This is a genomic window from Phyllobacterium sp. MT110, from assembly GCF_058792715.1.
The window spans coordinates 1-18,701 of sequence record NZ_JBXAFE010000001.1 but is presented as its reverse complement, the minus strand read 5'-3'; the positions used below and the strand labels follow the sequence as shown (position 1 = coordinate 18,701).

Annotated in this window: 18 protein-coding genes; 9 read left to right on the top strand and 9 right to left on the bottom strand. The window is 59.2% G+C overall.

The genetic code is table 11. The features are described 5' to 3' along the window. Positions 1 to 108 precede the first annotated feature (108 nt). Positions 109 to 2,046, top strand: a complete 1,938-nt coding sequence (locus tag AC1Q5O_RS00090; RefSeq protein WP_492561509.1) for an AsmA family protein — start codon at positions 109 to 111, stop codon at positions 2,044 to 2,046. Positions 2,047 to 2,058: 12 nt separating this feature from the next. On the opposite strand, the gene AC1Q5O_RS00085 is transcribed toward AC1Q5O_RS00090, so the two are convergent. The 6 genes from AC1Q5O_RS00085 to AC1Q5O_RS00060 form a co-directional block, all read right to left on the bottom strand. Continuing rightward, positions 2,059 to 2,877 (bottom strand): ABC transporter permease, encoded by an 819-nt coding sequence (locus AC1Q5O_RS00085; RefSeq protein ID WP_223611740.1) that lies wholly within the window; start codon positions 2,875 to 2,877, stop codon positions 2,059 to 2,061. A gap of 1 nt (position 2,878) precedes the next feature. Continuing rightward, complete coding sequence (locus AC1Q5O_RS00080) at positions 2,879 to 3,790, bottom strand: ABC transporter permease subunit (RefSeq protein ID WP_492561508.1); 912 nt, start codon at positions 3,788 to 3,790, stop codon at positions 2,879 to 2,881. A 9-nt stretch (positions 3,791 to 3,799) separates the two neighbouring features. After that, positions 3,800 to 4,945: an ABC transporter ATP-binding protein gene (locus AC1Q5O_RS00075; RefSeq protein WP_426136737.1), complete on the bottom strand. Its 1,146-nt coding sequence runs from the start codon at positions 4,943 to 4,945 to the stop codon at positions 3,800 to 3,802. Between the two features lie 67 nt (positions 4,946 to 5,012). Continuing rightward, positions 5,013 to 6,104 (bottom strand): polyamine ABC transporter substrate-binding protein, encoded by a 1,092-nt coding sequence (locus AC1Q5O_RS00070; RefSeq protein WP_464662775.1) that lies wholly within the window; start codon positions 6,102 to 6,104, stop codon positions 5,013 to 5,015. Between the two features lie 167 nt (positions 6,105 to 6,271). Continuing rightward, positions 6,272 to 7,219 carry a DMT family transporter gene (locus tag AC1Q5O_RS00065; protein WP_492561507.1) on the bottom strand — a complete coding sequence of 316 codons (948 nt, stop codon included), beginning with the start codon at positions 7,217 to 7,219 and terminating at the stop codon, positions 6,272 to 6,274. A gap of 96 nt (positions 7,220 to 7,315) precedes the next feature. Further along, positions 7,316 to 8,737, bottom strand: coding sequence for a helix-turn-helix domain-containing protein (locus tag AC1Q5O_RS00060; RefSeq protein WP_492561506.1), 1,422 nt, complete (start codon positions 8,735 to 8,737; stop codon positions 7,316 to 7,318). 250 nt (positions 8,738 to 8,987) lie between these two features. Between AC1Q5O_RS00060 and aceA the strand changes: the two genes are divergently transcribed. The 6 genes from aceA (at position 8,988) to AC1Q5O_RS00030 (ending at position 14,410) form a co-directional block, all read left to right on the top strand. Continuing rightward, the gene (gene aceA / locus AC1Q5O_RS00055; RefSeq protein ID WP_492561505.1) at positions 8,988 to 10,277 is read left to right on the top strand and encodes an isocitrate lyase; all 1,290 of its coding nucleotides are present in this window, start codon (positions 8,988 to 8,990) and stop codon (positions 10,275 to 10,277) included. Between the two features lie 105 nt (positions 10,278 to 10,382). After that, positions 10,383 to 10,616, top strand: a complete 234-nt coding sequence (locus AC1Q5O_RS00050; protein ID WP_027230260.1) for an SMc00767 family acetate metabolism repressor — start codon at positions 10,383 to 10,385, stop codon at positions 10,614 to 10,616. Between the two features lie 149 nt (positions 10,617 to 10,765). Next, complete coding sequence (locus AC1Q5O_RS00045) at positions 10,766 to 11,068, top strand: type II toxin-antitoxin system RelE/ParE family toxin (RefSeq protein ID WP_492561504.1); 303 nt, start codon at positions 10,766 to 10,768, stop codon at positions 11,066 to 11,068. Then, positions 11,065 to 11,358, top strand: a complete 294-nt coding sequence (locus AC1Q5O_RS00040; protein WP_288192023.1) for an addiction module antidote protein — start codon at positions 11,065 to 11,067, stop codon at positions 11,356 to 11,358. The genes AC1Q5O_RS00045 and AC1Q5O_RS00040 overlap by 4 nt, the downstream gene beginning before the upstream one ends. A 155-nt stretch (positions 11,359 to 11,513) precedes the next feature. Beyond that, positions 11,514 to 12,947, top strand: a complete 1,434-nt coding sequence (locus AC1Q5O_RS00035; protein ID WP_105736357.1) for a glutamine synthetase family protein — start codon at positions 11,514 to 11,516, stop codon at positions 12,945 to 12,947. Positions 12,948 to 13,123: 176 nt separating this feature from the next. Next, a complete protein-coding gene (locus AC1Q5O_RS00030) occupies positions 13,124 to 14,410 on the top strand; it encodes an NAD(P)/FAD-dependent oxidoreductase (protein WP_492561503.1) in 1,287 nt (428 codons plus the stop codon). A 7-nt stretch (positions 14,411 to 14,417) separates the two neighbouring features. On the opposite strand, the gene AC1Q5O_RS00025 is transcribed toward AC1Q5O_RS00030, so the two are convergent. After that, on the bottom strand, positions 14,418 to 15,209 hold the full coding sequence (locus AC1Q5O_RS00025; protein WP_492561502.1) for a crotonase/enoyl-CoA hydratase family protein: 792 nt from the start codon (positions 15,207 to 15,209) through the stop codon (positions 14,418 to 14,420). 91 nt (positions 15,210 to 15,300) lie between these two features. Between AC1Q5O_RS00025 and AC1Q5O_RS00020 the strand changes: the two genes are divergently transcribed. Then, positions 15,301 to 15,924: a TetR/AcrR family transcriptional regulator gene (locus tag AC1Q5O_RS00020; protein ID WP_492561501.1), complete on the top strand. Its 624-nt coding sequence runs from the start codon at positions 15,301 to 15,303 to the stop codon at positions 15,922 to 15,924. On the opposite strand, the gene AC1Q5O_RS00015 is transcribed toward AC1Q5O_RS00020, so the two are convergent. Continuing rightward, positions 15,909 to 16,661: a YiiX/YebB-like N1pC/P60 family cysteine hydrolase gene (locus AC1Q5O_RS00015; protein WP_492561500.1), complete on the bottom strand. Its 753-nt coding sequence runs from the start codon at positions 16,659 to 16,661 to the stop codon at positions 15,909 to 15,911. The genes AC1Q5O_RS00020 and AC1Q5O_RS00015 overlap by 16 nt on opposite strands. Before the next feature lies 1 nt (position 16,662). Then, entirely contained in the window at positions 16,663 to 17,787 is a 1,125-nt protein-coding gene (locus AC1Q5O_RS00010; RefSeq protein ID WP_492561499.1) for a beta-ketoacyl-ACP synthase III, read from the bottom strand. Positions 17,788 to 17,918: 131 nt separating this feature from the next. Here AC1Q5O_RS00010 and AC1Q5O_RS00005 point away from each other — a divergent pair. Beyond that, the coding region (locus tag AC1Q5O_RS00005; protein WP_492561498.1) for an inorganic phosphate transporter at positions 17,919 to 18,701 on the top strand (783 nt) is incomplete at its 3' end.

Here is an 18,701-nt window from a genome sequence, read left to right as displayed (position 1 = left end):
TGACGATCTCTGGCCCTTGAATTGCAACGCATCATCGCTAAACCGTAGATGGAGAAGCGTAAAACCTTCCGGCGTGCAGCCGGAAGAACAGCAGACATCGGAATATTCATGTCCTGGTACCGGCCGAGGAACATATTCGCGACAATCATCGCATTGGCTCTCGTTGCCGCGGGACTTCTCGCCGCTATTCCCTATCTCGTCAGCACGGATGTCATCCGTGCCCGGCTCATTCAGGAACTCAGCAACTGGACCGGCTACAGTGTCGAATCGCGGCAGACGCCGCAAATTTCGTTCTTTCCGGTCTTTTCCGCCTCGCTCGCCGACGTGACCATCCGCAATCCCTGGCAGAGTGAAGGCACGCCCTTCATGAAGGCGGAACGCATCGAAGTCGATCTGTCGCTGCTTTCCGCGCTGATGGGCCGGACGGAATTCACCGAGACAACTATTATCCGGCCGCGTTTTGTCATCGACGAGCCGATCAAGAGCCTGTCGCAGATCGGCGAATCCCTGGCAAAAACCGACGGGCGCATCGGCGACGTCATGCGCGAGGCACGGGCTGCCATCGAGGCCAATCCGGCAAAACCGGATATGAGCAATGTGTCGTCGCAGCCGTTCGGACGCATCCGGCTTGAAGATGCGATGGTGACGTTCAAGCGGCCGCTCAACGGGTCGGAAGAGCAGATTTCCAGCATCAGCGGCGTTTTTGAATGGCCGCAGACCTCGGGCGTCGCCAGTTTCCGCGGCAATGCCATCTGGCATGGCGAGGAAACCGAGATCGACAGCTCCGCCAGCAAGGCGCTGCTGCTGCTGGCCGGCGGCACCAGCCCGCTGCAGGTGAACCTGACATCGACGCCGCTCACCCTTGCTTTCAACGGCTCGGCCAATATTGCCAAGAACCAGTTCTTTCAGGGCACCCTGTCGCTGACCTCCCCGTCCCTGCGCCGGACGCTGGAATGGTCGAAGACCCCATCCATTCCCGGCGCGCCGATTGGCAGCTTCGCCCTCGACGCCACGGTTTCCGGCTCAGCCAACCGCATGAAGCTCGACGGTTTGACGGCAACGCTGAACAACAATCCGGCAAAGGGCGGCATTGAAATCGTCCTGAACGACGGAACGCCAAGCATCACCGGCACGCTCGCCTTCGAGACGCTTGACCTCCGCTCCGTGCTATCAGGCTTCATGCCGCTGCCCGACGGGTCGGCCAACGCCAATGCGGTTATCGATACCCGCTTCCTCAAGCAGGCCAATGTGGACCTGCGCGTCTCCACGCAAAAGGCCACGGCAGGCTCGGTCAATCTGACGAATGTTGCCGCAACCGCGCAGGTTCGCAACGGCCGGGCCATTTTCGACATCGGCGAGGCCGCAGCCTTCAACGGCTCCATCGCCGCAAGTTTCCAGCTGGCCGAAGAAGGCGATGGCGGCGCCACGGGTGAACTGCGTCTCAACGGCACGGATGTGAACAGCGCGGCCATCGCCCCGCTGCTGGGGCTTGGCAACCGGTTCGAGCTCGGCAAAGGCACGATGTCTCTCGTTCTCAAGGGACCGATCACCCGGTGGTCATCGGCCATGGAGAACGCCAAAGGCACCCTCAGCATGCGCTTCGGCACGGGGCAGATCAAAAGCATCGATTTCAACAACCTGCTCAACCGGGCCAAAACGGACCGGTTTTTCAGCCTGAATGAAAAAACCGACGCCTGGCTGGCATTCGACCGGATGGAGATCAAGGCCAATATCATGGACGGCGTGGCGGCCCTCGAGACCGCGCAAGTCCAGATGAAATCCGGTGTGCTGAGCTTTGCCGGCATTGTCACCCTTATCGGTAAGAGCCTGGCCTTGACGGGCGACTATGCGGTGCCTGTTCCTGCCGCGGCACCTGCACCCGCCCCAGCGGCAACGCCAGCCCCTGCTCCAGCGCCCGCTGACGCGACGGCTCAAGCCGCACCCGCCGAGCAGAAGCCTGCGCCAGTATTCAATCACACGCGCTTCTTTATCGGCGGTTCCTGGGACAATCCGTTTATCTCGCCGATCATCGCACCGGCAAATTAGTGCATCGAGAGGTTAGTGACGGGCAGCGGCCTGCTCGTCCCGCGCCTTCTGCACCTCGCGGCGCTTGTTGGCAATCGACGCGATCACCACCCCCACCGCGACGACGGCGATCAGGATCGTACAGGCGGCATTGATCTCCGGCGTCACCCCGAGACGCACCTGCGAATAAATGCGCATCGGCAGGGTGGTGGCACCGGGACCCGAAGTGAAGCTTGAAATCACGAGATCATCGAGCGACAGCGTGAAGGCAAGCATCCAGCCGGATACCACCGCCGGCATGATCACCGGCAGGGTAACCTTGAAGAAGGTGGTGACCGGCGTCGCGCCGAGATCCATGGCCGCCTCTTCGAGCGAACGGTCGAACGTGACCAGGCGCGACTGCACCACGACGGCCACGAAACACATGGTGAATGTGATGTGGGCGAGCGTGACGGTCCAGATACCCCGGTCAAAGCCAATGGCCACGAACAGCAGGAGCAGCGACAGGCCGGTGATGACTTCGGGCATGACCAGCGGCGCATAGATCATCGCTGAAAACAGCATCCGCCCCCGGAAACGCGTATAGCGGGTGAGTGCGAGGGCACCAAGCGTTCCGAGGATTGTCGCGAAGGTCGCCGAGATCAACCCGACGCGGATGGTCACCCACGCCGCATCGATAAAGCTCTTGTTGTTGAACAGCGACACATACCATTTGGTCGAGAAGCCGGCCCAGACTGTGACGAGGCGGGATTCATTGAACGAGAAGACAACCAGCAGCACGATCGGCAGGTACAGGAACGCGAAACCGATGACCAGCGAGACGATATTGAAGCGGGACCAGGTGGTGTTCATGTCACTTCTCGCTTTCCTGGGCTTTGGCTTCCGACCGCTGGAACAGCACGATGGGCACGACGAGCAGCGCCAGCAGAACCACGGCGACCGCGGAAGACAGCGGCCAGTCACGGTTGGCGGAGAACTCGTTCCACAGGGTTTTGCCGATCATCAATGTCTCCGACCCGCCGAGAAGATCGGGAATAACGAATTCCCCGACGGCCGGAATGAAGACAAGGAAACATCCGGCGACAACGCCGGGCAGCGACAGCGGGAACGTGATTTTCCAGAAGGCGGTGATGGGCGGGCAGCCAAGATCCTCCGCCGCCTCGACCAGGGAATAATCCATCTTTTCCAGCGTCGAATAGATCGGAAGCACCAGGAACGGCAGATAGGAATAGACAATGCCGATCAGCACCGCGGTATTGGTGTTGAGAATGTTCAGGGGCGTGTGGATGACATTGGCCCACATAAGAAACTGGTTGAGCAGCCCCTCTGGCTTGAGAATACCGATCCACGCATAGACGCGGATAAGGAAGCTTGTCCAGAAGGGCAGGATCACCAGCATCAGTAGGGTTGACCGGACGGTGGCTGGCGCGCGTGCCATGCCGTAGGCGATGGGATAGCCCACCAGCAGCGTCAGGAATGTCGAAATGGCGGCAATGATCACGCTGGACAGATAGGCTTTGACATAGAGCGGATCGCTGCCGAGGAAGGTATAATTGTCCCAGGAGAACTGCGACACGCTGTTGACCAGCCCCTGCCAGCCCGCCCAGACATCAATCGTCGGCGTATAGGGAGGTATCGCCATCGTCACTTGCGAGAGTGAAATCTTGAAAACGATTATGAACGGGATGAGGAAGAAAATCAGCATCCACAGATAGGGAACGCTGATGACGAGGCGGCTGACGACGGACGCGATCAGTTTTTGCATGGCAGCCCCCTAAGCCGTCAACAGAATGCCGGCGTCGGTATCGAAATTGACCCAGACCTTGTCGTCATAGCCAAGCGGGTCTTCGACCGTGCGCACCGCGTTCAAACTGGCTGCCTTGATGATCCGGCCACTTTCAAGCCGGACGTGGAAAACCGTCATGTCGCCGAAATAGGCGATATCGTAGAGTTCGCCATGCGCCGCGTTGACGGCAGTGTTTGCCGGTTCCTTACGGCTGAGGCGAATTTTCTCCGGGCGGATGGCAAACCCGACGGACTGGCCGGTGGAGCAGTCGCGCGTTGCATCCGTGCGAATGGTGATCCTGTCGGCCGGGACATCGATGTCGACCTTGCCGGGCATCACTGTCGAGGCCGTACCTTCGAACATGTTCACATTGCCGATGAAATCCGCCACAAATTTGGAATTCGGGGCTTCGTAGACTTCCGCGGGCGTTGCCACCTGCTTGACTTTGCCCTTGTCCATGACGGCGATACGATCGGCCATGGTCATGGCCTCCTCCTGGTCGTGCGTCACGACGACGAAGGTCAGGCCAAGCTTCATCTGCAGGTCCATCAGCTCGAACTGCGTTTCTTCACGCAGCTTCTTGTCGAGCGCCCCCAACGGTTCGTCCAGCAGCAGGACCTTTGGCCGTTTGGCAACGCAGCGGGCAAGCGCCACGCGCTGACGCTGGCCGCCGGACAGCTGATGCGGCTTGCGTTTGGCGAACTGCTCTAGCTTGACCAGCTTGAGCATTTCCGCAACACGCGCGTCGATTTCATTCTTCGGCATGCCATCCTGCTTCAGACCGAAAGCGATGTTGCCCTCGACCGTCATGTGCGGGAACAGGGCATAGGACTGGAACATCATGTTCACAGGCCGCTTGTAGGGCGGGATGCCGCGCATATCCTGGCCGTCAAGCAGGATACGGCCCGAGGTCGGTTCTTCAAATCCGGCCAGCATGCGCAGGAGCGTGGACTTGCCGCAGCCGGATGCGCCGAGAAGGGCAAAGAATTCACGATCGTAGATCGTCAGGGACAAGTCATCGACAGCGGTAAAGTCACCAAACTTTTTGGTTACATTCTCGAAGGAAATATAGGGTTTTGCTTCAGGATCATTCCAAGGTGCGAATTTACGGCGAAAGCTTCCCAGTGATTTCATGATTGCCCCGGCATTTTGGTCTTGACGTTAAAAACCCCGGCATTTTCTGCCGGGGTTTTCTCGAGATTTACTGGCCTGTTACCACTTTGGTCCAGAGCCGCGTGACGGTTCGCTGCGTTTTCGTATCGTAAGGCGTCACGGTAAAGAGCTTGGCCAATGTGGCCGCATCCGGATAGACCGACGGATTTTCCAGAATGGCCTTGTCGATGAATTCCTGCGAGGCCTTGTTGCCATTGGCATAGGACACGAAGTTCGAGGCCTTCGCTGCAACTTCCGGACGCATGATGTAGTTGATGAACTCGTGGGCTTCGGCCACATGCGGTGCATCGGCAGGGATGGCCATCACGTCAAACCACATCTGCGCACCCTGCGACGGAATGGCGTAGTCCAGCTTCACACCAGCATTGGCCTTTTCCGCACGCGACTTGGCCTGCAGGATGTCGCCGGAATAGCCGAGTGCCAGACAGATATCGCCGGCAGCGAGTGCATTGATGTATTCCGACGAATGGAACTTGCGGATCGACGGGCGAACCGCTGTCAACAGGTCTGCGCCCTTGGCGAGATCGTCGGGATTCTTGCTGTCCGGATCGAGGCCGAGATAGGCCAGCGTGGACGGCAGGACATCCGAGGCAGAATCAAGCACATGGACACCGCAATCCTTGAACTTGGCCGCCATTTCCGGTTTGAACAGGATGTCCCAGTTCGGACGCGCATCCGATCCGAGAATTTCCTTCATCTTGTCGACATTATAGCCAAGGCCCGTGGTGCCCCACATATAGTCGACGGCATACAGATTGCCCGGATCGTATTTTTCAATGCGCTGGTTGATCACATCCCACATGTTCTTCAGGTTCGGCAGCTTCGACTTGTCGAGCTTCTGGAACACACCGGCGGCAATCTGGCGTTGCAGGAAGGATGCGGTCGGCACGACGACGTCGTAACCGGTTCCACCTGCCAGCAGCTTGGTTTCGAGGATTTCATTGGAGTCGAAGGTATCATAGACAACCTTGATGCCCGTTTCCTTGGTGAAGTCAGCCAGGATGCTGTCATCAATATAATCGGACCAGTTGTAGACATTGACAACGCGTTCCTGCGCGCCGGCTGCCGTGGCAAGCCCAAGGGCGAAAGTGGCCGTTAAAAGGATGGATTTGATACCCATAAAATGCCTCCATGCTGCTGGCACCTGATCTTTCAGCCGTGCCAGGGGTTCCCAAATTTCCCCTACCTTTTTAGATTGCGATCACTTCGTCAACAGGGTTGCAGCAACTCCCTCATCTAAAGTTGCAGATCAACGCAATTTTGATCGCAGCATTTTGGCGCACGGCGTCAGGCTGGTGGCTTTCGTGTCAAAGCCGCACGCTGGCGCCGGTATTCCCAGCCCAGATGAAAGAGCAACGCACAAAGGATGATACCGCCGCCGATGATGGTGCGCTGCGTCGGGACTTCATTGTGCAAAAGCCAGACCCAGACGGGCCCGAGCACGGGCTCGAGCGTTCCGATCAATGCGGCGAGCGCCGAGGGGATAAGACGGGCGCCACTGACGAAAAGGGCAAGGCCGAGACCAAGATTGACGGCCCCAAGAGCAAACAGGAAACCGAAATCCCGCGCGCTCGCCGAGAATGATCCGCTCATCACCGAGGCCGCACAGGCGGCCATCACCACGCCGAGAAAAACCGCGGGTGTCATGCGCAGGTGCGCCTTGCGCCGCGTGATCACCGTGGCGGACGCAAAGGCGATGGCAATCAGCAAGGCGAGAAGGTCGCCGATGGGGGAAACTGCGCCATCCAGCGAATCGGAAACCATGATGGCAACGCCGGCGATCACCACGGCAATAGCACCCCAGGTTGCAAGGCTGACCCTTTCGCGAAAGAGCGCCCAGGAAATCAGCGCCGCCAGCAGCGGCACCGCCGCCTGGAGCAGCAGGACATTGGCAACCGTCGTGTAGGACAGGGCAACGATGAAGCAGGACGACGCGATGGCAAAACAGATGCCGACGCCCACCCCGGCCAGCCCCATGTTGCGGAACAGCCGCAACGTTCCGTGCGGACCATCGCGAACCAGCATGAAACACAAAAGGAAAAGCCCGGCGAATACGGACCGCCAGAACACCACGGTCCAGTTATCCGTGGTTTCAAGAAAACGGGTCAGAGCGCCGCCCGTACTCCAGGCGATTGCCGAGCCTGCAACCAGCAGACAGCCGACCGCGGTCTCCGACGCGCTCTTGGCGGGATCGGGCGCAGCAACCGGCGGCAGCGGGACGGACGAAACACTCATGCGGGTACAATGCCAAATTTCAAATCTGCGGTGAGTTTGGGAAACGACTGGAGATTGTCGCTTTCTGCATCGTTTTCGCGCGCAAATCCAGCGGCATCATTGAAAATCGAAGGCACTGAGACCCGTCACCATCTCATCCAGCCCCAGCGGACGGGTGACCGGCGGCTCGGCACGCGAAAGACAGGCGGACCGCTCGCAGAGACGGCAGGCCGGACCGACCGGCGTCGCACCAATATTCCTGCCGCCGAGCGCAGCGCCATAAACCGTTTCATCGGCGAAACCGATATCGCAGCCGAGCAGGATCGCCGTGCGCCGCGGGCGTTCATTGAAACTGCCTTGCGGCCCCTCAAGCGTGCGGGCAATGGTCATGAATTCAGCGCCACCCGGCATCTCGATGGCTTCGACCAGAATCTGCCCCGGCTGGGCAAAGGCGGCATGCACCGCCAGCTTTGGACACTCGCCGCCGAAGCGCGACTGCGGATAGCCCTGCGCCCCGGCCCGGCGGAAACGGTTGCCCGCATGATCCACCTCCAGCATGAAGAACGGAATGCCCGCAGCCCCCTGTCTTTGCAGGGTCGTCAACCGGTTGGCCGCCTGCTCGAAGGAGACATTGAAACGCGAGCGCAGCACGTCGACATCATAGCGGGCGCGCAGGGCGGCGGTCTGGAATGCCTGATACGGCATCATCAGGGCCTGAGCGGCATAACGGGCGAGCTCGAACCGGGCGATGCGGCGCGCTTCGTCGGAGGATAGCTTCAGCTCCTGGATCTCCGCCGCGATGACCACCTGCATGCGGATGAGCACCGCCTCGATGGCCAGCTCGCGCAATTGATCGAATGGCGACAGCCGTTCCGAGATGAACAGGCGCTGCGAATGGCGGTCATAGCGCCGCCGCCAGTTCGGCATGGTCGCGACCGGCAGGACGCGCACCGTGATTCCGTGCTCGCTTTTCAGCCATGCCTTCAAGGCGCCTGAGAGATCATCGCCCGGCTTGATCAGATGGATGAAGCTGTCGACCTCCCCTTCAATGCGGGCAAAATGATTGGGCTTGCGCTCCAGCACTTCGCGCACTTCGCTGAGCGGCAAACGCGTCGCCGACAGCGACGGCACATGCCCTTCCTTTGCCAGCATTCCCGAGAGGTCGGACAGGCGCTCCAGCGATTCCCGGTAGGCACGATAAAGCTTGATGACACCAGCCGCCGCATTGGGTGCGGCATCGCCGATCTCGATCAGCTCCTGGTCGCCGGGCAATTCACCATTGAGCAAGGGATCGGAAAACACTTCTTTCAGTGCCGCCATGGACGAGCCGGTTTCGACCTGCAGCGTATCGAGTTCGATCTTGTAGGTCGATGACAGCTTCAACAGCAGCTGCACCGTCAGCGGACGCTGGTTGCGCTCGATGAGATTGAGGTAGGACGGCGAAATGCCCAGCGCTTCGGCCATGGCCGTCTGCGTCAGCCCCTGCTCGTTGCGGATGCGCCGGATGCGGGGACCGGCGAATATCTTGCCTTCAGCCATTTCCACTCCTCAAGTCAGCAATATTGACAAAATTTACACAATTTCAGGCAATCAACCAATATTACAAAATTTACAGATTTACAAATCTTATTTGTCAAAGCAGCGACATGCTAACTCGATAAATCCGCCAATTACGGCGATATTTATTGGAATTACTGCATCGCAATGTAAATTCAGTCACATGAACGCAGCCATCGAAACTCCCAAACGACCTGTCTGCGATCGCGTCAACAGAAGCTGGAGAAAGATAATGACTGATTTTTACAATCTCGTACCCAATGCTCCGGGAGGTCGGTTCGATGGTATTGAACGTCCCTATACGCCTGACGATGTCAAAAAACTGCGCGGTTCGGTTCAGATCAAATATACTCTTGCTGAAAACGGCGCCAACCGACTGTGGCAGCTCATCCACGAAGACGGCTTCGTCAATGCCCTTGGCGCTCTGTCGGGCAACCAGGCGATGCAGATGGTGCGTGCGGGCCTTAAGGCGATTTATCTCTCCGGCTGGCAGGTTGCAGCCGACGCCAATACCGCTTCCGCCATGTATCCTGACCAGTCACTGTACCCTGCAAACGCTGCGCCGGAGCTTGCGAAACGCATAAACAAGACGCTGCAGCGCGCCGACCAGATCGAAACCGCAGAAGGCAAGGGTCTGTCAGTCGATACATGGTTCGCACCGATCGTTGCCGACGCGGAAGCCGGCTTCGGCGGCCCGCTCAATGCCTTCGAGATCATGAAGGCTTTCATCGAGGCTGGCGCTGCGGGCGTGCATTATGAGGACCAGCTGGCATCGGAAAAGAAGTGCGGCCATCTCGGCGGCAAGGTTCTGATCCCGACCGCTGCCCATATCCGCAACCTGAATGCCGCGCGGCTTGCTGCCGACGTCATGGGAACGCCGACACTGGTCATCGCCCGCACGGATGCGGAAGCCGCAAAGCTTCTGACCTCGGATATTGACGAGCGCGACCGCCCATTCGTCGATTATGATGCCGGACGGACCACGGAAGGCTTCTATCAGGTCAAGAACGGTCTCGACTCCTGCATCGCCCGGGCGATCGCCTATGCGCCGCATGCGGACCTGATCTGGTGCGAGACGTCGAAGCCGGATCTCGAACAGGCCAAGCGTTTTGCCGAAGGCGTGCGCAAGCAACATCCGAACAAGCTGCTCGCCTACAACTGCTCGCCGTCGTTCAACTGGAAGAAGCATCTGGACGAAGCGACGATTGCCAAGTTCCAGCGCGAGCTGGGTGCGATGGGCTACAAGTTCCAGTTCATCACGCTGGCCGGGTTCCATCAGCTCAACTTCGGCATGTTCGAGCTGGCCCGCGGCTACAAGGAACGTCAGATGTCCGCCTATTCGGAGCTGCAGGAAGCGGAATTCGCCGCCGAGGTAAACGGCTACACCGCCACCAAGCACCAGCGCGAGGTTGGAACGGGCTATTTCGATGCGGTCTCGCTGGCCATCACGGGCGGTCAGTCGTCGACAACGGCCATGAAGGAATCGACCGAGACGGCACAGTTCCGTCCGGCAGCCGAGTAACAGGCACCCAATCCGGACCGCCGGCGAGGCCCTTACATGCCGCCGGTCCACCCCGGGCAGTCACAGGGACCGCCCACTGCAACGCCAGAAACAAGGAGCATCATCATGGCACCGCAGACACGCGTGAAGGAACGGGCCGAGGAGCAATCATCGGCCATGAATGCAGACCAGCAGGCTGTCATTCGCATGGTCGCGAATGATCTGCATCGCCTCAACCAATCCGTCATGAAGGCAGTGGATGCCGGCGTGTCCGTGGAGCTGGTCCGCTCCGCCCGCCACCACGGCGGCGACGGCAACTGGGGCGACCTGCTGATCCCGGTGGTCGTCACCCGGCAATAGCTCACCGTGGCCTTCTCTGGTTTCGGTCTGGAACCAGCACGGCGCGCTGAACCGTCCGCAAGCGATTGCGGACGGTTTTGGTTTTTGACGGCGAATTAGCCGAAAGTCTGGATTGATTGACGTCATCGCATTTGTAATCTAATTATTACATGCTTGAGATACGTCAAACACAGGTCTTCGCGGATTGGCTGGATCGCCTGAAGGACAGGCACGCCAGGCATATGATAGCGCAAAGGATTGTGCGTTTTCGGCATGGGCACAGCGGCGACGTGCAGCCTGTCGGCGAGGGTGTCAGCGAGCTTCGTCTTCACCACGGCCCCGGCTATCGCCTTTATTTTGTCCAGCATGGAACGGTGTTGATCATTCTTCTGTGCGGTGGCGACAAAAGTAGCCAGCAGAAAGACATCCGGAAGGCTAAAGCTCTCGCTGCGGATTTGGAGAAAGAAAAATGACGATCAGGACAACCCCCTTCGACCCGGCGCGCTATTTCGATACGCCGGAGTCACAGGCCGAACTCTTGAGCGACGCATTTGAAACAGGCGATGCAAGCTATATTGCCGACGCCCTTGGAATCGTTGCCCGCGCAAAAGGCATGACACAAATTGCCAGGGAAGCAGGTGTCACGCGGGAAGCCCTGTACAAAACGCTGAGCGCCAAGGGCGATCCCAAGCTGACCACCTTGCTTGGCGTCCTGAAGGCGCTGGGTGTGCAGCTTGCTGTTACGCCGAAACACGCCGCATAGAGTTCAGCTTCGTACCTTTGCACCGTCCACAAGCGATTGCGGACGGTTTTGGTTTTTGACGGCAAAAAACACGACCACAATTTTCTCGTGCCAGCCTTCCCATAGCGATGAGTTTTGATCTATCATCCGAAAACCGCAATAAATTCTGGTGATTGATGCCTTCTGAAACCCCTGAGAAGAAACCCGCACGGACCTCAACGCGGCGGCGCACGCCTGCCTATGTCAAAGCCACACGCGGCGTAAAAAACTGGCGTGAAGCTTCCGAGTGGCTGGCCTGGCGGGATATCGAAGACATCGAATGCATCACTCCCGATCAGGCGGGCGTTGCCCGCGGCAAGATGATGCCGTCGAAGAAATTCACCTCCAATACATCCTTGGCGCTGCCTTCCGCCGTGTTCATGGCGACGATTTCCGGTGACTATCCCGAAGACGGCTATGGCTTCTCTTATCCGGAAGACGACGGCGACCTCAAACTGATGCCGGATTTGTCGACCCTTTCCGTCGTGCCCTGGGAGAGCGATCCCACGGCACAGGTCATTTGCGACCTCGTGAACAAGGATGGCGCCGCGGTGGAATTCACCCCGCGCAACGTGCTCAAGCGCGTTGTTGCCGCCTACAACAAGAAGGGCCTGAAGCCTGTCGTCGCGCCCGAAATCGAGTTCTATCTCGTCAAGAAGAACCCCGATCCCGATTATCCGCTGACCCCGCCTGTCGGCCGGTCCGGCCGGGCGATTGGCGGTGGCCAGGGCTATTCCATCGCCGGCGTCAACGAGTTCGACGAGCTGATCGACGATATCTATCATTTCTCCGAGGGTCAGGGCCTGGAGATCGACACGCTGATCCATGAAGAGGGTGCGGCACAGCTGGAAATCAACCTGCGCCATGGCGATCCCGTCGAGCTTGCGGACCAGGTGTTCCTGTTCAAGCGCACCATCCGCGAAGCGGCGCTGAAGCACGATATGTATGCAACCTTCATGGCCAAGCCCATCCAGGGCCAGCCCGGATCGGCTATGCATATCCACCAGTCGATCGTCGACAAGAAGACCGGGCGCAACGTGTTTTCCAATCCCGACGGCAGTGAAAGCGAGGCCTTCCGCCACTTCATCGGCGGCATGCAGAAGCACGTTCCGGCCTCTCTGGTCATGTTCGCGCCTTACGTGAATTCATACCGGCGGCTGACACCGGCGGCTTCTGCGCCGGTCAATGTCAAATGGGGCTATGACAACCGCACGACGGCCTTCCGCGTGCCGCGTTCGGATCCCAATGCCCGGCGTGTGGAAAACCGCATTCCGTCGTCCGACGCCAATCCCTATCTTGCCCTGGCGGCGTCGCTCGCCTGCGGCCTGCTCGGCATGAACAACCGGATCGAGCCGGATGCGCCTGCGTCGACAACGGTCAATGACAACCTCATCGAACTGCCGCGGGGGCTGATCGAGGCGACCATATTGTTCGAGCAGGACAAGGACCTGACGGCCATGCTGGGACAGTCCTTTGCCATCACCTACGCAGCCATCAAGCGTGCAGAATTCGAGACTTTCATGGAGGTTATCAGTCCGTGGGAGCGTGAATATCTGCTGTTGAACGTCTGATTTGAGCGAGGTTGCTTTGGTTGCAGGAGCACTGTGCGTGGTTCGACAAGCTCACCATGAGGAAGAGGAAGGCCTGCAGAATCGGAATTGCAGCCAATACCTTTCCCTCATGGTGAGCTTGTCGAACCACGCACTATGGCCTTGCAGCAAGCCAGCAAACAAGATTGCTTCATAACATGCCCTACCAATCCCCGATTTCCCCCGGCGTCTCCTGGTATGAGTCGACCATTGCGGATCGCACCGAATATCCGGCACTGGACGGTTCGCGCACCGCCGACGTTGTCATCGTGGGCGGCGGCTTTACCGGCCTTTCCGCCGCCGTTCACCTCGCCTCGGCGGGCGTCGACGTCGTCCTGCTGGAAGCCTACCGTTTCGGTGACGGCGCCTCCGGGCGCAATGGCGGTCAGCTCGGTACCGGGCAGCGCGCCTGGGCGGAGGAGCTGGAAGGACAGTATGGCTTTACCCGCGCCAAGGCGCTGTTCGACCTTGCCGAAGAGGCGAAGGCGCACCTTCTGCAGTTCGCCGACACGCACAAGATCGACATCGAATTCGTGCCGGGGCAAATGTCCGTTGTGCACAAGAAGCGCTATCTGAAAGATTACCGCGCCCACGCGGAACTGATGGCAACCCGTTTCGGCTATCCGCACATTCATTACATGGATGCGGCGGAGACAGCGGAACGCCTCGGCTCCACGCGCTATCTCGGCGGCGTCTACGATGCGGGCACCGGTCATATCCAGCCGATGAAACTTGTGGTTGGCACGGCACAAGCAGCAGCCCGGGCCGGGGCCCATCTTCACGAGAATACAAGAGTTACCGGCATCACCTCGCAGAACGGACGGGTGACGGTGGCAACGGCCAAAGGCAACGTGACGGCCGCCAAATGCCTGATCGCGGTCAACGCCTATGGCGGCAATCTTGAACCGGTCAGCGCTTCGCATGTCATGCCAATCCGTTCCTTTATCGGCGCCACCGTTCCGCTTGGCGAAAACAGTCCGGTCCTGCCCGGCGGTGAAAGCGTCGATGACTCGCGCTTTGTCGTGCGCTATTTCCGCCGCTCCAAGGATGGGCGGCTGCTGTTCGGCGGACGGGAAGCCTATACCGCAGACAATCCGCTTGATATCAGCACCCATATCCGCCGGCAGATCGCCGAGATTTATCCGGCACTCGCCGACGTGGAAATCACGCAGGCCTGGGGCGGCTCCGTCGGCATCACCCTGCCCCGGCAGCCTTTCGTGCGCGAAGTCATGCCCAACGTCATTTCGGCGGGCGGCTATTCCGGTCATGGCGTGATGCTGTCGAACTATGTCGGCAAGCTCTATGCCGAGACTGTCGCCGGCAACCGCGACCGCCTGAAACTGCTGGAAGAGCTGAAAGTACCGGCCTTTCCGGGCGGGCGCACCTTCCGCGCGCCGCTGCTGTTTCTGGCACTCAGCTGGTATGCCCTGATGGACCGGATCTGAATCCCAGCTAATTTCCCCGGTACACGGGCGCCCGCCGCCCGATCCAGGCATTCAACCCTTCCCGCGTATCGTGCGAGGCGGCGACACGGGCAAACTGTTCGCTTTCCATCTGCAGCCCCTCGCCGATGGGCATGTTCAGCCCGCGTGTTACGGCGGTGATGATGCCCGCAGCCACCACCGGGGAATGACGCAGAATACGTCCGGCAAGCTCAAGCGCTGCGGGAAGCAGGTCTTCGTGGGGAACCACTTTATTGACAAGCCCGAGTTCCAGGGCTCTCGCCGCTGAAAAGGTATCGCCGGTCAACAACAGTTCCAGCGCGCGCTTGCGGCCGGCGAGGCGCGGCAGGCGCTGGGTACCGCCAAAGGTTGGCGGGATGCCGATATTGATTTCAGGCTTGGCAAACACGGCCCGCTCGCTCGCAACGGCCAGATGCGCTGCCTCGGTGATTTCACAACCGCCGCCGAAGGCAATGCCATTGACGGCAGCAATGATCGGCTTGCGAAACGCCTCCATGCGCGCGGTCATCGCCTGCCCCCGCCGCACGAACGCCCTGACGGCGATATCGATGCCCTCGCCTATGCTTTGCGAGAATTCATGAATGTCTCCGCCCGCCGAAAATGCCCGGTCGCCTGCGCCTGTCAGAATGACGGCGCGGATGCCGGGATCATCCTCGATGCGATCGAGAAGCTGCAGCAGCAGATCATTGGTTGCGTAGTTTAGGGCATTGAGCTTTTCCGGCCGGTTCAGGGTCAGAAACGCGATATTGCCTTTGATTTCGAAGAGCACGGGATCGGACATCGATTTTGCCTTTCACTGGGAAGGATCAAGGCCGAAGATGTAATGCTCCGTGCGCATTGTGTATATTCACTGGTTAGTATACTTTTTCGTCATGCCAAAGACGTCCGACCCGACCCGCGACCGCATTCTCGATGCTGCCAGCCGCCTGTTCTATGCGGAGGGCATTCGTGCTGTCAGCGTGGATGCCGTTGCGGAAGCGGCGGAGCTCACAAAGCGGACGCTGTACTATCATTTCAAGAGCAAGGACGATCTGGTTGCCGCCTATCTCCAATCGCGCGACCATCCCAATCTCGCGCTGTTTGCCAAGTGGTTCAACGCGGCGGACGGCACGATTGCGGACAAGGTCGAAGCGATCTTCACCCATCTGGCCAGGGCTGCGCGGCACAAAAAATGGAAGGGCTGCGGTTTCCTGCGGACAGCTGCCGAACTGGCCAACATGCCCGGCCACCCGGCCATCAAGGTCGGTTCCGCGCACAAGAAGAAATTCGAGGCGTGGCTGGCGGATGTTCTGGCAACAGCCGGCGTGGAAGAGCCGCAAGGCCTCGCCCGGCAGATCGTGCTGCTGATGGACGGGGCCTTTTCCATCATGCTTGTCCATCGCGATGCCAGCTATGTCGAGGCGGCGGGCAAAGCGGCGGCGGCACTTGTTCACCTGTCTGAAATCAGGGATGCCGAGCGATATTCGCTTGCAAACAAGCCTCAGTTGTCCAGATAGCTTCCGGGACTGTAGAGAAGCTGGACTCGCCTGGCATTCATCAACTGCTTGGGAGAGAACCAGAAAAATCTCTCGCTCTGCGGATCGTCATCGATGGCAAATTGCAGGCTGCGGAAAATGGCCAGCCAAACGAGTTTCGAACAATAGAAACCGGAATCGTCGTTCAAATCCAGATTGAAGAATTCATAGGGGCGGCCAAGATATTTTTTTGCTTCAGCTGGGATTTCGGACCGCTGCTCTTTCGACAAGTCGTCAACGCGGCCATGCCATACTTCTTCGCCCGGGCGGGAAGCAAGCCAGTCTTCATAGGAATGCCTGATCACGCCTTGGCCCGAGACTGCCTCAATCACAAACGGCGCGCCATCGCAAATTTCGAGGATAGCCACATGTCCAACGTAGACGATCGATCCCGTCCCCAATGACGCCGCGTTCAGGGTTTGCGACCCGTGATATTGTCTGGCGAACGCTTCAAAACTCAGCCGATTGAGCCGGTCTTCTTGCGATGCGGCGAAATCCGGATCGGATTTTGCTACCTGCTCCAGATAAGCGCTCTTCTCGGCTTCGAACTTTTGCCTGTCGTAAAAATCAGTTGGAATCTGCCGCATGTCAGGCGCGTAGGACGCGGAATAGGGAACGATAACGCCCGGCTTCTTCGGCCACACAAAATCACCTGACTGGAACTCCGACGGATCGGGCCGCAACGTTTTCGCCGTGGTGACAGGCTCTGATGCCGCCAAGCTACACCTTCCTCACAATCACGCTGCCGACGGAATAGCCGGCACCGAAGGAGCAGATGACGCCAAGACTGCCCGGTGCAAGGTCGTCGGAATATTGGGAGAAGGCGATGATCGAGCCTGCAGAGGACGTATTGGCATAGTCCTGCAGGATGTTCGGCTGTTCTCCCGCTTCCGGTTCACGCCCCAGCACCTTCGAGCCGATCAGATCGTTCATGCCCTTGTTGGCCTGATGCAGCCAGAGCCTCGACAGATGCGCCGGTGCGATATTCTCGTCGGCAAGGTGGGTAAGGATCAGGTCGGAAACGATCGGCACGACCTGCTTGAACACCTTGCGGCCTTCCTGGCGGAACAGCATGTCGCGGCGGTCTGTCATGTGGCCCTCGCGCGTGCGGCGCAGGAACCCGTTATTGTTGCGGATATTGTTGGAGAACTGGGTCAGGCAGCGGGTCGAGATGATCTCGAACCGGTCCGATGCGGTTGCGAGGTCGTCGCGCTCCAGCAGCACTGCGGTGCAGACATCGCCGAAAATGAAATGACAGTCGCGGTCACGCCATTCGAGATGGGCGGAGCAAATCTCCGGGTTGACCATGAGGATGGCACGGGCTGACCCCGAGCGGATCATGTCGGCAGCCGCCTGAATGCCGAATGTCGCCGACGAACAGGCAACGTTCATGTCGAAGCCGAAACCCTGTATCCCGAGCGCTTCCTGCACCTCGATGGCAATCGCCGGATAGGGGCGCTCGTGATTGGACGCGGCGCAGATCACGGCATCCACGTCGGCAGCGGTTCGGCCAGCCTTGGCCAGCGCCGCGGTTGCCGCCTTGACCGCCATTTCGGCCATGACTGACAGTTCATCGTCACTGCGCTCCGGCAGGACAGGATGCATGATCGCCGGATCGAGAATTCCCGACTTGTTGAGCACGTAGCGCCGCTCGATCCCCGATGCGCGGACGATGAAGTCTTCCGCGGACATCGTCATCGGTGCGCGCGTGCCTGCCGCAATCTCATCGGCATGGATTTCGTTCTGCCGCGCGGCATAGCTGTTGAATGCTTCAACGAGTTCGGCATTGCTGATGGAGAGTTCCGGCGTAAAGACACCGGTACCACTTATGACAACCTTATGCATGGCGTTTCCATAGTTTTTATCTGTCTCAAGCGTTAGACGCTCAAACGTCCGCGCGCAAGTTGTCATCAAGAGTTCACGCGCCGGCCTTAGCGTTCCCCCTAGTGTTTGAAGCAAATACTGGGGATTTTCTGATGACGGTAAGCAATGCGACTGACACACGTCTGTTGAAAGACGAACACCCGCTCGACAAACCAAGCAATTTAGGCAATTGGCCTAATTATGCGGTGGTCGCCATCCTGATCGGCGGCCTTTTTTATGTTGGATATTCACTCACCCAGGATTTGACCAGCTCGGTCGCCGTGCCGTGGATTCTTCTGGGGCTTGCACTGGTTACGGCCCTGGGCTTTGAATTCGTCAACGGTTTTCACGACACCGCCAATGCCGTTGCAACGGTGATCTATACGAATTCGCTGCCCGCCGAGATCGCCGTGATCTGGTCGGGCATTTTCAATTTTCTTGGGGTCATGACCGCAAGCGGCGCCGTTGCCTTCGGTATCATCTCGCTTCTGCCGGTGGAACTGATCATGCAGGTCGGTTCGAGCGCCGGTCTTGCCATGGTGTTTTCGCTGTTGACCGCCGCCATTCTGTGGAACCTCGGCACCTGGTATCTGGGCCTGCCTGCCTCCAGCTCGCACACGCTGATCGGTTCGATCGTCGGCGTCGGTCTCGCCAATCAGTTCCTGGCCCCGACAGGCACTGCCACCAGCGGCGTCGACTGGTCGAAGGCCACGGAAGTCGGCATGTCGCTGCTGATTTCGCCGCTCGTCGGCTTCGGCATGGCTGCCCTGCTGCTGCTGGCAATGCGGCTGCTGATCAAAAACAAAGCGCTCTATGAAGCGCCGAAAGGCCAGACTCCTCCGCCTTTGTGGATCCGCGGCCTGCTGATTTTCACCTGCACCGGTGTCAGCTTCGCC

Excerpts from the sequence above, each read along its gene's own strand:
- AC1Q5O_RS00080 (WP_492561508.1), bottom strand. The coding sequence starts at position 3,790 with ATGCAAAAACTGATCGCGTCCGTCGTCAGCCGCCTCGTCATCAGCGTT.
- AC1Q5O_RS00075 (WP_426136737.1), bottom strand. The coding sequence starts at position 4,945 with ATGAAATCACTGGGAAGCTTTCGCCGTAAATTCGCACCTTGGAATGAT.
- AC1Q5O_RS00010 (WP_492561499.1), bottom strand. The coding sequence starts at position 17,787 with ATGCATAAGGTTGTCATAAGTGGTACCGGTGTCTTTACGCCGGAACTC.
- AC1Q5O_RS00065 (WP_492561507.1), bottom strand. The coding sequence starts at position 7,219 with ATGAGTGTTTCGTCCGTCCCGCTGCCGCCGGTTGCTGCGCCCGATCCC.
- AC1Q5O_RS00025 (WP_492561502.1), bottom strand. The coding sequence starts at position 15,209 with ATGTCCGATCCCGTGCTCTTCGAAATCAAAGGCAATATCGCGTTTCTG.
- AC1Q5O_RS00040 (WP_288192023.1), top strand. The coding sequence starts at position 11,065 with ATGACGATCAGGACAACCCCCTTCGACCCGGCGCGCTATTTCGATACG.
- AC1Q5O_RS00035 (WP_105736357.1), top strand. The coding sequence starts at position 11,514 with ATGCCTTCTGAAACCCCTGAGAAGAAACCCGCACGGACCTCAACGCGG.
- AC1Q5O_RS00050 (WP_027230260.1), top strand. The coding sequence starts at position 10,383 with ATGGCACCGCAGACACGCGTGAAGGAACGGGCCGAGGAGCAATCATCG.
- AC1Q5O_RS00085 (WP_223611740.1), bottom strand. The coding sequence starts at position 2,877 with ATGAACACCACCTGGTCCCGCTTCAATATCGTCTCGCTGGTCATCGGT.
- AC1Q5O_RS00045 (WP_492561504.1), top strand. The coding sequence starts at position 10,766 with ATGCTTGAGATACGTCAAACACAGGTCTTCGCGGATTGGCTGGATCGC.
- AC1Q5O_RS00090 (WP_492561509.1), top strand. The coding sequence starts at position 109 with ATGTCCTGGTACCGGCCGAGGAACATATTCGCGACAATCATCGCATTG.
- AC1Q5O_RS00030 (WP_492561503.1), top strand. The coding sequence starts at position 13,124 with ATGCCCTACCAATCCCCGATTTCCCCCGGCGTCTCCTGGTATGAGTCG.
- AC1Q5O_RS00070 (WP_464662775.1), bottom strand. The coding sequence starts at position 6,104 with ATGGGTATCAAATCCATCCTTTTAACGGCCACTTTCGCCCTTGGGCTT.
- aceA (WP_492561505.1), top strand. The coding sequence starts at position 8,988 with ATGACTGATTTTTACAATCTCGTACCCAATGCTCCGGGAGGTCGGTTC.
- AC1Q5O_RS00060 (WP_492561506.1), bottom strand. The coding sequence starts at position 8,737 with ATGGCTGAAGGCAAGATATTCGCCGGTCCCCGCATCCGGCGCATCCGC.
- AC1Q5O_RS00020 (WP_492561501.1), top strand. The coding sequence starts at position 15,301 with ATGCCAAAGACGTCCGACCCGACCCGCGACCGCATTCTCGATGCTGCC.